Origin of the sequence: Shewanella denitrificans OS217 (assembly GCF_000013765.1) — a bacterium.
Taxonomy (GTDB): Bacteria; Pseudomonadota; Gammaproteobacteria; order Enterobacterales; family Shewanellaceae; genus Shewanella; species Shewanella denitrificans.
On sequence record NC_007954.1, the window covers coordinates 1277677 to 1292344 of the forward strand.

At 46.4% G+C, this 14668-nt stretch carries 11 protein-coding genes; 10 read left to right on the plus strand and 1 reads right to left on the minus strand.

The genetic code is table 11. The annotated features are described in order from the left end of the window. Window positions 1-301 precede the first annotated feature (301 nt). Both SDEN_RS05800 and SDEN_RS05805 read left to right on the plus strand, forming a co-directional pair. Window positions 302-505, plus strand: coding sequence for a hypothetical protein (locus SDEN_RS05800; protein ID WP_041405696.1), 204 nt, complete (start codon window positions 302-304; stop codon window positions 503-505). A 316-nt stretch (window positions 506-821) separates the two neighbouring features. After that, on the plus strand, window positions 822-2003 hold the full coding sequence (locus tag SDEN_RS05805) for an SEC-C metal-binding domain-containing protein (protein ID WP_011495564.1): 1182 nt from the start codon (window positions 822-824) through the stop codon (window positions 2001-2003). Between the two features lie 503 nt (window positions 2004-2506). Here SDEN_RS05805 and metH read toward each other — a convergent pair. Next, a complete protein-coding gene (metH, locus tag SDEN_RS05810) occupies window positions 2507-6232 on the minus strand; it encodes a methionine synthase (protein ID WP_011495565.1) in 3726 nt (1241 codons plus the stop codon). 496 nt (window positions 6233-6728) lie between these two features. Here metH and SDEN_RS05815 point away from each other — a divergent pair, with 496 nt between their 5' ends. The 8 genes from SDEN_RS05815 to SDEN_RS05850 all read left to right on the plus strand — a co-directional run bounded on the left by SDEN_RS05815 (window position 6729) and on the right by SDEN_RS05850 (window position 14665). Beyond that, complete coding sequence (locus tag SDEN_RS05815; protein ID WP_011495566.1) at window positions 6729-7652, plus strand: ABC transporter ATP-binding protein; 924 nt, start codon at window positions 6729-6731, stop codon at window positions 7650-7652. Beyond that, on the plus strand, window positions 7649-8698 hold the full coding sequence (locus SDEN_RS05820; protein ID WP_011495567.1) for a FecCD family ABC transporter permease: 1050 nt from the start codon (window positions 7649-7651) through the stop codon (window positions 8696-8698). The genes SDEN_RS05815 and SDEN_RS05820 overlap by 4 nt, the downstream gene beginning before the upstream one ends. Window positions 8699-8924: 226 nt before the next feature. After that, a complete protein-coding gene (locus SDEN_RS05825; RefSeq protein WP_011495568.1) occupies window positions 8925-9713 on the plus strand; it encodes an adenosylcobinamide-GDP ribazoletransferase in 789 nt (262 codons plus the stop codon). 230 nt (window positions 9714-9943) lie between these two features. Continuing rightward, window positions 9944-10555 (plus strand): cob(I)yrinic acid a,c-diamide adenosyltransferase, encoded by a 612-nt coding sequence (gene cobO, locus SDEN_RS05830; RefSeq protein ID WP_041406095.1) that lies wholly within the window; start codon window positions 9944-9946, stop codon window positions 10553-10555. Window positions 10556-10849: 294 nt separating this feature from the next. After that, the gene (locus tag SDEN_RS05835; protein WP_232279932.1) at window positions 10850-11539 is read left to right on the plus strand and encodes an alpha/beta hydrolase; all 690 of its coding nucleotides are present in this window, start codon (window positions 10850-10852) and stop codon (window positions 11537-11539) included. Window positions 11540-11783: 244 nt separating this feature from the next. Then, window positions 11784-12086: a DUF1330 domain-containing protein gene (locus SDEN_RS05840; protein ID WP_011495571.1), complete on the plus strand. Its 303-nt coding sequence runs from the start codon at window positions 11784-11786 to the stop codon at window positions 12084-12086. 59 nt (window positions 12087-12145) lie between these two features. Then, complete coding sequence (locus tag SDEN_RS05845) at window positions 12146-13114, plus strand: MBL fold metallo-hydrolase (RefSeq protein WP_011495572.1); 969 nt, start codon at window positions 12146-12148, stop codon at window positions 13112-13114. A 501-nt stretch (window positions 13115-13615) separates the two neighbouring features. Next, complete coding sequence (locus tag SDEN_RS05850; RefSeq protein WP_011495573.1) at window positions 13616-14665, plus strand: hypothetical protein; 1050 nt, start codon at window positions 13616-13618, stop codon at window positions 14663-14665. Window positions 14666-14668: the final 3 nt, after the last annotated feature.

Below are 14668 nucleotides of genomic sequence, written 5' to 3' on the forward strand. Positions count from 1 at the left end.
AATAAGAATACGCCTCATAGGTCATTATTTAATCAGGGCCTTCTATCATCAAGGACAAGCCATACTGGTACTCGCTACGCTCGCATCCTTGACAATACAAGGCCTGAAGAAGATTGGTTTAATATGAGGTGTATGGATCAACCTGCGAAGTTCACAATCTATAGAGCTCAAATAATAGACGCCATAATTGACGCGATATACTTTGACTTAATTCATATCTTACAATTAGTATGGAGTGTCATTCCTATCGCTATGGCGGTGATTGGCAACATGATTCAGGATCACATGGAATGTTACCATCATGGATAAAGGAGATTATATTGTGAGTAAAATTATCGTTGAAATTGTGAAAAGTCCAGAAAATGATCATGGCTGCTGGGGAATTCAGGTAAGTAACGAAGGTGGAGATTTGTTTTTTGATACTGGTTATATTTATGAAGGGCAAGGTGCAGCAGATAGAGCATTTTGTAAATTGTTAAATAACTTACCTCACCAAGAGTCCTAATTTTGTTTAGTTAAATATGTCTGTGAGTGAACATAGGCTGATTGGGGTGGCAGCGGGAGGTTCAATTCCTCTGGTGTCAGTTTTCCTCGTAGCCCTCGTAATCCTTGTGTGTATCAGAAGTTTCAGTCTATCAGTGCAAACTATCAACCAAGTGGAGGAACCGCCTATGAATAAAATGAAAACAACAGCAACATTTTCAATCCTAGAAACAATCTGGGCTATTGGGGTGAGCTGCACGGCAGGGTCCCTGTCACCCTATGTTCACTTAAAAGCATACAATTACTTTTTGAAGTATTAACTACTTTAGGGACAATACATGTCATCCATAAGAAGTTTGCTAAATGAAGCTATTGGGAAACTAAATCAAAATAGTCATGCTCATCTTGTAGACTGTACATTGCAAGCTTCGATTATGAGTGATAACGAGCAATGTTGGTGCTTAAGTGGCCGTTTATACAAAGACTGTCATAAAGAGCGTAACCTAAAACGAGAGCTCAGTGAGCATGAAGTCAGAAATAAAGTAAGCGCTATTTTTGACCAAAATAAATATTGCTGTGCTGAATTTGATAAAGAAAACTGTGTATTTGAGATCAGTAAGGCACATACAATTCAAAAGGGTAAGGTACTTTCTAGTTTTGCTGAAAATGGTCATGTGGGGACGTTCTACCGAAATCTAAACGGTATAGATAATCCCACTAGATTAAAAGCTGGCATTGAGAAAAAAGCATCAATCTTTTTGGGTTTTTGTAAGTATCATGATACTGAATTGTTCAAATGTATTGAGCTAAATGGTTTTTCTAAAACAAAAGAAAATTGTTGGGCTAGCTCATATCGCGCAGTTTGTCATGAGTACTACCAAAAGAAAGCCGCTATTGATGCTACCGATTGGCAGAGAAAGTACTTGGACAGTGGACTAGATGTGTATCATCAAGTTTTTCTTCAAGAGAGACTGTACATTCACCAAGTTAACATTGAGAAGGGGTTCAGTGACATAGCTCTAATCAAAGTTGCTTACGAGGATATCAAAGTCAATAGTCAAATTGATGAAATTATTTCTTATGTTCTTGAGTTTGATGCACCGCTTACAATCGCAGTATGTGCAAGCATTTCTCCATATTTTGACCTTAATGGAATAAAAATCCAAAATATAGGTTATGCAAATGAAAAATTTCAGCATTTCTCTATTTCTACCGTGACATTAAACGGTAATGCGGCTTACGTAGTAAGTCACCTCAAAAAACATGACACTATCGGGAATTACTTAAAAGAGGTGTTATCCATGCCTCTTGCTTACATAAATAATTGGTTAACAACCTGTATATTTGCGTACACTGAAAACAACTATTTTCGTTTATCTTGGTGGGATTCATTAGATGAAAACACGAGGATGGATATATATAATTTGTTTTTGTCTGAAAATTACACGAAGACTTTAGATTACAATGACTTAGTTAGTCGATCTATATCTAGCTCTCTTGTCTCAATTGAACGGGTTTAACAATGTTTAAATTTTAAAGATACTTTCTCTAATCAAAATCCCTCACATTAAAGTTATGCATCTAATGTACTTATGTCAAAAAACGAGTTACTTACTTTTTCGTTAAGCTAAAGCGCTTTTCTGCTGATACGACGAGTGAGCTCTAAAAGTTTAACCGTGCGGTAATCTCCCCATTGTTAAATTCTGTTAAATGGCTGCCTTTAAGTTTCTGGAGCTGACAGGTACCTCTGAGTTTAAGAGGTGAACCATGGTGATTTGCGAGACGACCGTCTGAGACAGGACGTCGAAGCGAGCTACATGGAAGTATTCACGCGTGTCGGCAAGTGAACACCCTGGCAAGCCTGTACTGGAATTATTTAGATAAATGCTATTTAGTCTTTAAGGCACGCTTAAATTTAGTGAGTGACAAATATCTATATTAGCGATTATCACCCATTTTATTTTGCTCTTTTGGCCGATTTCAAAGATCAAACTCAGGTTCAATCCCTACTCGGGCTCACCTTTTACTCAGGATCATAGTCTAGCACTGGTGCTAACCAGCGTTCGGTTTCTGTGACGCTCATACCCTTACGGGCTGCGTAGTCTTCCACTTGATCGCGACCTATGTTGGTGACGCCGAAGTAGCGGGATTTGGGGTGGGCGAAGTACCAACCGGACACCGCTGCAGTGGGGAACATGGCGTAGCTTTCGGTGATATTGAGCCCTATCGTTTCATCGGGTTTGAGCAGCTCCCATAACAAGCCTTTTTCAGTGTGATCAGGACATGCCGGGTAGCCGGGTGCGGGGCGTATGCCCTTGTATTTCTCGCGAATTAACGCTTCGTTATCTAAGGTTTCATCGGCTGCGTAACCCCAGAATTCTTTACGCACCCGCTCGTGCATTCTTTCTGCAAAGGCTTCTGCTAATCTGTCAGCCAAGCACTTAAGCATGATGGCGCTGTAGTCATCGTGATTGGCCTCAAAGCGGGCCACATGCTCATCAATACCGTGACCTGCGGTGACCGCAAACCCGCCCATGTAATCGGCAACCCCAGAGTCTTTTGGCGCGACAAAATCGGCGAGGCAAAAGTTATCATTGCCCACACGCTCAAGCTGCATCCGTAGATGATGGGTGGTCATGATAGGCTGGCTTCGGTCTTCATCAGTGCCGTCACACGCGTATAGCTCGATATCATCAAAGTTCACTGTATTGGCGGGAAACAGCCCAATGACCGCCTTGGCGGTGAGCCACTTCTCACTGATGATTTGTTCTAGCATGGCTTTGCCATCCTCAAACAGCTTTTGGGCTTCAACGCCGACGATTTTGTCGTTTAAAATTTCAGGATAACGGCCATGGAGCTCCCAACTTCTGAAAAACGGTGTCCAATCGATACGCTCAACTAAATCGCTTAACGGATAATCTTCAAACACTTGGCGGCCCAGTATTTTAGGCTTAACCGGGGTGTAATCTTGCCAGTCGTGTTGGCAGCGGTTTTCCCGCGCTTTAGCAAGGCTTGTGATGGTTTTACGCTTAGTTTGCGATAAACGCTTTTCGCGCATCTCTTGGTATTCCACATAGGTGGCATCGATAGTGTCTTGCCGAGTTTGATTGCCAATCAGCTTTGCCACCATGGGCACAGCGCGGGAGGCATCGGCAATATAAATGGCGCCAGGGGGATAATGCGGGGCGATTTTCACTGCGGTATGAATTTTTGAGCAAGTGGCGCCGCCTATGATAACCGGCAGGCTTAAGCCCTCGCGAATTAAGGTTTTTACGTTGTGCACCATTTCATCCAAGCTTGGGGTGATAAGCCCAGACATGCCGATGATGTCGACCTTTTCAGCCCGTGCTACCTCGATGATTTTCTCAATGGAGACCATGACCCCAAGGTCTATAACCTCATAACCGTTACAGGCCAATACCACGCCGACAATATTCTTGCCTATGTCGTGCACATCGCCTTTTACCGTCACCATCAAGATTTTGCCGTTGGACTGACCCTCAACCTTTTCAAGCTCAATATAGGGGTTTAAGTAGGCCACGGCTTTTTTCATTACCCGTGCGGACTTGACCACTTGCGGCAGGAACATCTTGCCCGAGCCAAATAAGTCGCCCACCACATTCATGCCATTCATCAAGGGGCCTTCGATGACGTCCAGTGGCCGCACGGACTCAAGGCGTGCAGCTTCTGTGTCCTCATCGATAAATTCTGTGATGCCTTTCACTAAGGCATAAGATAAGCGCTCTGCCACCGGCAAACTGCGCCAGGCTGAGTCCTCTTTTTTGACCTCTTGACTGCCATCGCCGCGAAACTGCTCGGCGATTTCTAATAATTGCTCTGTGTTACTGGAGTCCGCCACTGGGCAAGGTAAGTTGCGCACCACGTTTTCGACCCTGAGTTTAAGCTCTGGGTCGATATCATCATAAATCGCCAATTGACCGGCGTTAACTATGCCCATGTCCATGCCCGCTTGAATGGCGTGGTATAAAAACACGGCGTGTATGGCTTCGCGCACCGGATTATTGCCACGAAATGAGAAGGACACGTTGGAGACGCCGCCGGAAATCATCGCATGGGGTAGGTTCGCCTTAATGTCTTTGATGGACTCGATAAAGTCCACCGCGTAGTTATCGTGTTCATCGATGCCGGTGGCGATGGCGAAAATATTAGGGTCAAAAATAATGTCTTCGGGAGGGAAGCCCACCACATCCACCAAGAGGCGATAGGCGCGGGTGCAAATCTCGGTTTTACGCTTGCGGGTGTCTGCCTGACCGTCTTCATCAAACGCCATCACGATAGCGGCGGCGCCATAGCGCTTCACTAAGGTGGCCTGTTTGATAAAGGCAGCTTCGCCTTCTTTCATGGAAATGGAGTTGACTATGGCCTTGCCTTGCACGCACTTAAGCCCGGCTTCTATGACCTCCCATTTGGAGGAGTCAATCATGATGGGCACCCGTGAGATATCGGGCTCAGAGGCAATTAAGTTTAAAAACTGACTCATGGCCGCCACGCCATCTAGCATGCCTTCATCCATGTTGACGTCGATGATCTGGGCGCCGTTTTCCACTTGCTCACGCACCACATCTAAGGCTTCTTCGAATTTCTCTTCTTTAATTAAGCGCAAAAACTTGGCAGAGCCTGTCACATTGGCGCGCTCGCCCACGTTCACGAATAAGGAGTTACTGTCTATGGTCAAGGGCTCAAGGCCAGATAAGCGGCAGGCGATGGCAATATCAGGCAAGGCTCTGGCATCGAATTTATCTACCGCCTCTGCGATAGCGCGAATGTGAGCTGGAGTACTGCCGCAGCAACCGCCAACGATATTCACCAGCCCTTCTTCGGCCCATTGAGCGAGAATTTCAGCCATTTCCGCTGGGGTTTCATCATAGCCGCCAAACTCATTGGGCAGGCCAGCGTTAGGGTGAACTGAAATATAGGTTTCTGAAATTCTTGCTAACTCTTCGACATAAGGGCGCAGCTCTTTTGGCCCTAGGGCGCAATTAAGGCCGATGGAAATGGGCTTAATGTGACGCAGTGAGTTATAAAAGGCCTCTGTGGTTTGCCCTGTGAGAGTACGGCCCGAGGCATCCGTTATCGTGCCAGACACCATCACAGGTAAGCGCTCACCTAAAACATCGAAGGCTTTTTCGATGGCAAACAGCGCCGCCTTGGCGTTTAAGGTATCGAATATGGTTTCCACCATGATGATGTCGGCGCCGCCTTGGATTAAGGCTAAGCTGGACTCAAGATAGGCCTTAACGAGTTGATCGAAACTCACATTGCGAAAGCTTGGGTCGTTCACATCTGGGCTGATGGAGCAAGTGCGGTTGGTGGGCCCAAGGACCCCAGCAACATAACGGCGAATGCCAGTTTGCGTGCTAATTTCATCGGCAGCTTCCCGTGCAAGGCGGGCGCCCACTTGGTTGATTTCAGCCGCCAATGCCTGCATGTCATAGTCGGCCATGGCGATAGTGGTGGCGTTAAAGGTGTTGGTTTCTATGATGTCACTGCCAGCGAGCAGGTAATCTAGGTGAATTTGTTTGATGATTTGCGGCTGACTCAACACCAATAAGTCATTGTTACCTTTGACATCGCAGTGCCAATCCTTAAAGCGCTGGCCGCGATAATCTGCTTCTTCCAGCTTGTAGTCTTGGATCATGGTACCCATGGCGCCATCCAGCATCACTATGCGCTGTGCTAATAATTCAGTGAGTTGGACTAAGGTAGTGCTGTGTGCTGCTGTGGCCATGGATTGTTTACCTTTTACTGCATAAAATAAGTGACGCGATAACGACGAAAATCTAGCAACTTTCTACTGTTCAATTCCATCTGCTGTTTTTGGTATCTGCTTTTCTTGTTCGGGTTCAGCAGGACACACAGGATTGAGATTGAACTAGTTTTGGGTGTTTAAACGTCTAGATGGCTATAATAGTCAGATTTTAACACCGAGAGCAAGCACAAACTGTAATATTGGCATGCTTTAGGTTTGTGCCCGTTTAATATTAGTTGAAGGGATAAGTTTTAAGTCATCTTTATTAATGACTTGCATGGCATATAACGTACACTTAGGCCCAAGAGTGTTATGGCTCACTGATGAACAGAATGCAGGATTAATGATAGTGCGGTTAATAAAGAGCGCGGTTAAATCAGTGAGGTTAATAATCAGTGCGGTTAATAAAGAGCTCGGTTAAATAAAAGAGCGCGGTTCAAAAACACGGTTAACAAAAGGGGCCAGAGAAAGCCAAATGAATCATGGCGAAGTATTAGCTGAGAATAGCCAAACTGGCTTATTGAAAGATAAGGTCTTAAGGGTATCCGATCTCAGTTGGCAGGCAGGGCACAAGCAGGTGCTGGATAAACTGAGTTTCAACTTAGAGGCAGGCACCATGCTGGGGCTCATAGGCCCCAATGGCGCAGGGAAATCCAGCTTATTACGCTGCCTTTATCGGTTTATTAAGGCAAGTGATGGCCAAATTGAGCTGTTTGGCCGTGATCTCGGCCAGTATTCCTCTCGCGAGCTTGCCAAGTTGATTGCCGTGGTGCAGCAAGAAGCCCAAGGCTCGGCTGAGTTTGCCATGAGCACAGTGCAGGTTGTAAGCCTTGGGCTCACGCCCCACAAAGGCTTGTTTGATGGCTTAACTTCTGAGGATAAACAGCGGGTAGATCAAGCCTTAGCTAAGGTCGGGCTTGAGACGCAGGCAGAGCAAGCCTTTAGCCAATTGTCAGGGGGGGAGAAGCAGCGCGCCTTGATAGCCAGAGCCATAGTGCAGCAGCCCAAACTGCTTATCTTGGATGAACCCACCAATCATTTAGACATACGTTATCAAATTCAAATTCTTGAACTAGTCAAAAGCTTAGGTATAAGCGTCATGGCCTCCATCCATGATTTAAATCTTGCCAGCGCCCTGTGCGACAAACTGCTGCTTATTCATCAAGGCCGCTTGGTGGCTCAAGGTCGTCCTGATGAGGTGCTGACTCCCGCGCGCATAAGTGAAGTGTTTGGGGTCTGCTGCGATATTCGCCCTCATCCTCAGCATGGTCAGCCTTTGATCAGTTACTTTTATGGCTACAATGCCAGTGCTCATGCCTTATCCACTGCGACGGCCCATCTAATCGGTGCGGAAAGGGCTGCGAAAAGAGCTGGTGGTTTTGATGGAGCAGAGCAATGATGACTCAGAGCTGGCCTAAATTAATCTTACGCTTGCTCACATGCTTGCTGGCATTCTTGTTGGTAATAGTCAGCCCGCTATTTGCCGCAAGTTTCGGCGCCGCCGATATTAGCCTCAGTCAAGTGATTGCCGCTTTAGCCCACAGCCTGTTTGGCCTTGGAGAGGTGAGCCCGTTAATCGAGCGTATCGTGATGGATCTGCGCTTTCCGCGCATCTTGTTAGCGATAGTGGCTGGGGCAGGGTTATCCCTTGCGGGCAGTGTGCTGCAAACCGTGACCCGTAATCCTTTGGCAGATCCTTATTTATTTGGCATAAGCTCAGGGGCGGCCTTTGGCGCAGTAGTGGTGATGAGCCTGATGGGGACTTCCTTTATGATGGCGGGCGGCAGCTTTTTGAGTTGGAGCCATCTTTCTTTGTCTGTTGGGGCCTTTATTGGTGCGAGTCTGTCTATTCTTTTAGTGCTAAGCCTGTCAGGTTTTGGCAGGGGCAATCAAGTAGAGCGCATGTTGCTCTCTGGGGTGGCGACCTCCTTTATGTTTGGCGCCTTGACCAGTTTGGTGCTGTATTTTTCAAGTCCGCAGGCAGCGGCCTCAGTGCTGTTTTGGAGCCTTGGCAGCTTTACCAAAGCAACATGGAGCGCGCTTATCTTGCCAAGTGCCGTGGTGCTGCTGTGCGGTTTGGTGTTTGTTGGCCTTAAACGTCAACTGCTGGCCTTATTGGCCGGAGATGAAACCGCCCATACTTTAGGGGTGAATGTGGTCAAATTGCGCCTTGGCGTCTTGCTGCTATGCTCACTACTCACGGCGACCTTAGTCGCCAGCTGTGGCGGCATAGGCTTTGTGGGCTTGATGGTGCCGCATTTGGTACGTTTGTTATTGCCCCGCAGTCAAAGCCTTGGCTTAATCGCCTTAGTTGGCGGGCTATTTATGTTGTGGGTGGACGTGTTTGCTCGCTGTATTCTGGCAAACCAAGAGTTGCCCGTAGGCATTATTACCGCCGCTATTGGCAGTGTGTTTTTCTTGGTGGTTTTGCGTGGGCGCCGCTGAGTTAAAGCCAAGACTATCGTTTTCAGTTATTACAGCAAGCGCGGCTAATTACTAGGGCTGATATTAGTAAAAGTAATGGAAAAAACCTTAAATTGTTGAGTAATTAGGCGGTTTTACTTGTAAAATACAGCCGCCTAGCAAGACATGAACAACTAAAAACTAACTCATACTTGTCGAATGCTTAACTTATTGTTTAACTTTTTTGTTTAACTAAGGAACATCTTGAATGTCGAATGAATATAACTGGCTAAGACAGTTGAATTTATTTTTTGTTGCCACAGGTTTTTTTACTCGACTTCCCACGCCTTCTTGGGTCATCGCGGATGATAATGAGCTTAAAAAATCCAGCCGTTACTTTGGACTCGTCGGGCTCTTGATTGGTCTTATTTGTGCGCTTGTGTATTGGTTCACCCAACAATGGCTGCCTACCAGTGTCGCAGTGCTCTTAGCCATGGTGGCTGGGGTATTGGTCACTGGCGGTTTCCACGAAGATGGCTTAGCCGATACCGCTGATGGTTTCCTTGGTGGCAAGACGTTTGAAGATAAACTTCGAATAATGAAAGACAACCACCTTGGCAGCTATGGTGCCATAGTGTTGGCGTTGATTTTATTGCTCAGGTGGCAACTGCTGGTGGAATTGGCGTTATTTAGTCCTTGGGCGGCGATTACTGGTTTTATTGTGGCTCACACTTTGAGCCGAGTGTTGGCGGCAAGCCTGATTTTTAGCGTGAAATACGTCACCGATCTTGAACTTGAAGAAGGTAAGCGATTAAGCCATGACCAATCATTGAATGATCTATTTATTCTGCTGGCCAGTGGTATTTTTGTGCTGTTTTGGCTCAATGGCTTAGCGGCCTTCGTATTGTTTATTTCCTTGTGGGCGCTGCGTTTCTGTCTGTGCAAATATTTTAGAAGTCAGATTGGTGGTTACACTGGAGATACCTTAGATGCGGCCCAGCAAGTGAGTGAAATCATGTGTTACTTGATTATTCTTGCCGTTGGCTTAAGTGCCTAAGGTTGAGTGTTTAGATTTGAGGGTTTAAGTTTAAGTGACAAAAATCTCATCGACTCAACTGAGTCGTCAACACAAACATTAATAGCGTGCTCAAATGTATGCTATTAATGCCCACCTTATTTCGTGATAAACAAAGCAAGGAGCCGCCAGTGAGTTCAAACCATGACAGGCATTCAAGCCCAGAAGCACTCGAGTTAGAGTCGGCTCCTGAAACGACGCCAGAGAGCCCTATGAGCACAACATCTGTGGATACTCATGCCGATCGTCATAAGAAACGCCAGCAAAAAGTGAAGCTGGCAGTGGATGCCAAAATTGCCGCCGCCCAGGACAGAAAAGGCATCTTATTGGTGCTCACTGGCAACGGCAAGGGCAAGTCCACTTCAGGGTTTGGCACAGTCGCCCGCGCCGTCGGGCACGGTCATAAGGCCGGGGTGGTGCAATTTATCAAAGGTAACTGGGAGTGCGGCGAACGTAACCTGCTTGAAGGCGCCGGAGTGAAATTTCATGTGATGGGCACAGGCTTTACCTGGGACACTCAAGACAAGGCCAAAGACACGGCCGCCGCCTTAGAAGCGTGGCAAGCCGCTGAAGTCATGCTCAAAGATGAGCGCCTTAATGTGGTGATGCTCGATGAGTTGACCTATATGATAAGTTATCACTACTTACCACTTGAGCGGGTCATCGAGGCGTTAAATAACCGCCCATCTATGCAGCATGTGATCATTACCGGTCGCAGTTGTCACCGAACCTTGATAGAGCTTGCCGATACGGTAAGTGAAATCGTTGCAGTCAAACATGCCTTCGACAATGGTATCGCCGCTCAGGAAGGGTTTGATTACTAGAGTTAATGGATAATAGTGAGTGCTGAGTGCTGAGTGCTGAGTGCGAGTGGTAAGTAGTGAGTGGTTAAACTTCACTATTGGTTATGGATTATTTATCCATTTTTCTCAAAATAACAATTATTTACTTCAGGGGTGAACATGCCTCACTTTTCAGTTTTCACGCTCAAACTTGCTTTCTTGTCAGCTTGTCTTTTTTTCACTTTGCTAGTGGCACTTTACTTACCCAGCCCTTGGTTGATGGCACAAGAGGGCAATTTCAAAATACAGCTGCGCGAACCTAGCAAGGAGCTGCTGATGGACGAACAGCGCCGGCGTGCTATCCCTATTGCGATTTACCCGCCGCAATGGGCTGATGACAAAAACTGCGTGAATTCACCTTGCCCAGTGGCCATCCTTAGTGCAGGTTACGGTTTACTGCACACAGATTATGGTTTTTTGGCGACTAGCCTTTCCGAGTTAGGTTATCTAGTCGTCGCCGTGGGTCACGAGTTACCGACAGACCCTCCCTTATCTGTGACTGGAAATTTATACCAAACGCGCAGTGAAAACTGGCAGCGAGGCGCTAACACATTGCGCTTTGTTCGCTCGCAACTTAAACAGACCATGACAGGGTTTGATTTTGATCACCTACTCTTGATTGGCCACTCCAATGGTGGCGATATCTCAGCCTGGCTTGCCAATGAGATGTTGGCTGAAAATGAGGCGTTTATCTCAACAGTCATCACCTTAGACAGCCGCCGCGTGCCGCTGCCTAAGACCGCTGCTATCAAGTTGTTATCCATTCGTGGCAGTGACTTCCCCGCCGACAAAGACGTATTGCCAACTCCTGATGAGCAACAAGCCTTAGGGCTTTGTATCATTAGTATTCCCAGGTCACGCCATAACGACATGTATGATGCTGGCCCAGTCTGGCTTAAGGCTGAAATCGAGCGACAATTGCATGCTTTTTTGAAGACTGAACTACCCTGTCAAGGTGCTAAGTAAAGGGATTATCTTGTGTTAATCCCAGTTCAGCCCATTTCGGCTTAGTTCAGTTCGGTGTAGCTCAGCACAGTTCTGCACAGGCGAATAATTTGCTTACATATTAATCGCTTCTATGGCCCCTCATTTCATGGTTTTATCTTGAAAACCCACTCCCTAAGCAGTAATGTCAAGGGTAAGCTTTTGCGCTAAAAAGGCACTAGTTTAGCTTTAAGCTTAATAAAAAACGATGAATTGAGGGATGCTGATGTTTGAGATGTTAGTGGGATTAGCGGTTACGGATAATGAGATTTATGATCAATATCGCAGTGCAATGAAGCCGATTTTAACTCAATTCGGAGGTGACTTCGGTTACGATTTGAGAGTGTCTGAAGTGTTGAAGTCCCCCAGTGAGGCGCCAATAAATCGCCTGTTTACCATCAATTTTCCCACTGAAGCTCACATGAATGAATTCTTTAGCGATCCTCGCTATCTTGAAGTGAAACATGCCTATTTTACTCGTTCAGTATTAAGCACCAGCATTATCGCCAGTTATTTGAAAGCGGATTAACGGGATCCTTACTGGCGGTGAACTGTGTTACTTGGGCTATAAAACGTAAGGAAAATAACATGAAATCACTGTCTTTAAGTTTAAGCATCTTGCTCTTGTCGGCCTGTTCTGCTCAGTCACAGGCCAAGATAACGGCTAATGACACTGTGCCCTATCAGTCAGTCCTTGCTAAAACCCAGTGGCACCATGGCGCAGTAGATTGCGATACGGATAAGTCGGCAAACCTTGATGTTTATCAGCATGATGAAAACACCTTTATCTTACGGCAGAATAAATGCTTAACCTTCGAAGCGCCCTTCATTTACTTGCTGGTGGGCAGTGAGACTATTCTGGTGTTGGACTCTGGAGCGCTGGATGAAGCGGAGCATTCTGTCTATAAAGCAATTGAAACCTTACTAACAAAACAGCTAGGTAAGGCCGAATTTTCCGCGAGGAATATGCTGCTTGCCCACAGTCACGGTCATAGGGATCATTATCGAGGGGATGATTATTTCAAGGGGCAAACTAAGGTCACTGTCATAGAGCCAAACCTTAAGGCGGTGCAAGACTATTTTGGTTTCGATAATTGGCCCAAAGGGACTAAGACCTTAGAACTCGGTGGCAGAATGCTGACTGTGATGGCAACCCCTGGGCATCAAGCGCAGGCCATTAGTATTTATGACTCACGAACTCAATGGTTAATGACTGGTGATACCCTTTATCCAGGTTTGGTCTATGTGAAAGACTGGCATGCTTATCGAAGTAGCATAGACAGATTGGCTAGCTTTGCTGCCAATAATCAAATTGCAGCCATTATGGGGGCTCACATAGAGATGAAGCGTAGTGGGGGCAGTTATTACCCCATAGGCAGCCAATATCAGCCAGAGGAAGCGGCGCTGGATCTGAGTGTGTCACACTTAAATGAACTAAATAAGCAGCTTAAAGAAAATACTGATGAACGGGAGCTAAATTTGGGCTATGTCATGATTAAACCCATGGGATTTTTTCAGAAAACCCTCACTAATATCGTCACTTGGATCAGCGAATAGTCTTAAGTAAGTTTGAGATAAAGCCGCTGATAGCCCTATCGGCGGTTTTTTTGTTATAGGTACAAGCCTAGCCTCGTTTTACATTCAGTGATAAATAGCCAATCCACCAGGCTGCCTCCCATGAGGTGACTGACTCATAGTTGTTCTCTATGATGCTTTTTAGTCTTGAAATCAAAAAAAGTGTCCTTGATGAAAAATAGATAGAGTAATAACTTAAAACGACAGTGTTAACGTTTTGTTAAATCCATCTTGACTCAATCTTAGCTGTAAATCATTTAGAATAAACCCCTTAGCTTATCTACTCTTGTTAGCATTTTTTGCATTCAAACGCAGGCCGATTATTTGCCCCAAAAGGGGCTTTTTTTAGTAGTTGCAAAGTTTTTTATCTGCTCTATGTTGTTGATGGGCAGTAACAAGACTCCTGTGTTTAACACTATAAATATAACAATAATGCTAGCGCCGTTAAGGCCGCAGTAGCAGAAAAATGAGAAGGACAACCTAATGAGAAAATCGACGTTTTTGCTGTTAGCAGGCTTACTGAGTGGCGCAGCGCAAGCCGCAGTGGGTGGCTATCCAGTGGTGCTAGTGCATGGCTTTCAAGCCGACAATTTAGAGAGTAGACCCACAGGGGAGCAAGTTCGTACAAACGGCGGCCAATATTGGGCCCAATATTGGCGCGATCGCGCCGATGAGCGCATTGACTGGCCATCACAAGAGCGTATCGCCAATAAAATCACCAGCGACTATGTGTGGCCTAAGTTACAGCAAATGTCACGGGCTGGGACTTGTGCCAGTGGCTGCGTGTTTGTCACCCATTCTACCGGCGATTTAGTCACCCGTTATATTATCGATAACCAAGCACTGTGGCTGCAAAATGCGGGGCTGCAACCACTGAACATAGTTGCCACCTTTGACTTTGCTGGCGCCGGTGGTGGGGTTGAGTTGGCCGATTTGGCGGTGAATGTGGCTAACGGCTCAGGCCTTATCGATGCCACCTTAAGATTTGCCGTATCTTTATGGCTTGGCATGACCCCGACACCTTCAACCATAGGTGTGTTGAATGACTTACGAGTCAATAGTGCTCGCCAGCTGGCTGCGTTTCCCACTAGCCGTGTGCCACGCCTGCGTTTTGCTGGAGCGGGTTCTGATTTCTTAGGGGCGACAGGGGCATTTTTACCCGGCGAAGATGATGGCGTCGTTGCCAGCCATTCTAGCTGCGGCGCAGCATCGGTTGGCAGTTACAACAGCTGTTCTCGCACAGTGGCGTTCGATGGCAAGCTCACTTCGGTCAGCGGCCCAAGCCAGTTTATGCCTTACCATTATCCTATGTTAATGAGCGAGGGTTATAGCCATGGTGACACTATCACTAACAGCGCTAAAGATGAGGTGACTACAGCCAATAGCAGTGTTAATTATCTCAATGGGGATAATTTGCAGTTTACTACCTATGAAGAGAAACGCGGTTGGTGGGTGTTCAGTTCGCGCTATCGCTTAGTGCGTAACTCAGGCAATACCAGCATGTCATCACTCGTGTATCAGGCGGCAAACTAAGCG

What these genes read in the sequence shown, in the direction of transcription:
- SDEN_RS05800 (WP_041405696.1), top strand. Translation starts at nt 302, where the DNA reads ATGGATAAAGGAGATTATATTGTGAGTAAAATTATCGTTGAAATTGTG.
- SDEN_RS05805 (WP_011495564.1), top strand. Translation starts at nt 822, where the DNA reads ATGTCATCCATAAGAAGTTTGCTAAATGAAGCTATTGGGAAACTAAAT.
- metH (WP_011495565.1), bottom strand. Translation starts at nt 6,232, where the DNA reads ATGGCCACAGCAGCACACAGCACTACCTTAGTCCAACTCACTGAATTA.
- SDEN_RS05815 (WP_011495566.1), top strand. Translation starts at nt 6,729, where the DNA reads ATGAATCATGGCGAAGTATTAGCTGAGAATAGCCAAACTGGCTTATTG.
- SDEN_RS05820 (WP_011495567.1), top strand. Translation starts at nt 7,649, where the DNA reads ATGATGACTCAGAGCTGGCCTAAATTAATCTTACGCTTGCTCACATGC.
- SDEN_RS05825 (WP_011495568.1), top strand. Translation starts at nt 8,925, where the DNA reads ATGTCGAATGAATATAACTGGCTAAGACAGTTGAATTTATTTTTTGTT.
- cobO (WP_041406095.1), top strand. Translation starts at nt 9,944, where the DNA reads ATGAGCACAACATCTGTGGATACTCATGCCGATCGTCATAAGAAACGC.
- SDEN_RS05835 (WP_232279932.1), top strand. Translation starts at nt 10,850, where the DNA reads ATGGACGAACAGCGCCGGCGTGCTATCCCTATTGCGATTTACCCGCCG.
- SDEN_RS05840 (WP_011495571.1), top strand. Translation starts at nt 11,784, where the DNA reads ATGTTTGAGATGTTAGTGGGATTAGCGGTTACGGATAATGAGATTTAT.
- SDEN_RS05845 (WP_011495572.1), top strand. Translation starts at nt 12,146, where the DNA reads ATGAAATCACTGTCTTTAAGTTTAAGCATCTTGCTCTTGTCGGCCTGT.
- SDEN_RS05850 (WP_011495573.1), top strand. Translation starts at nt 13,616, where the DNA reads ATGAGAAAATCGACGTTTTTGCTGTTAGCAGGCTTACTGAGTGGCGCA.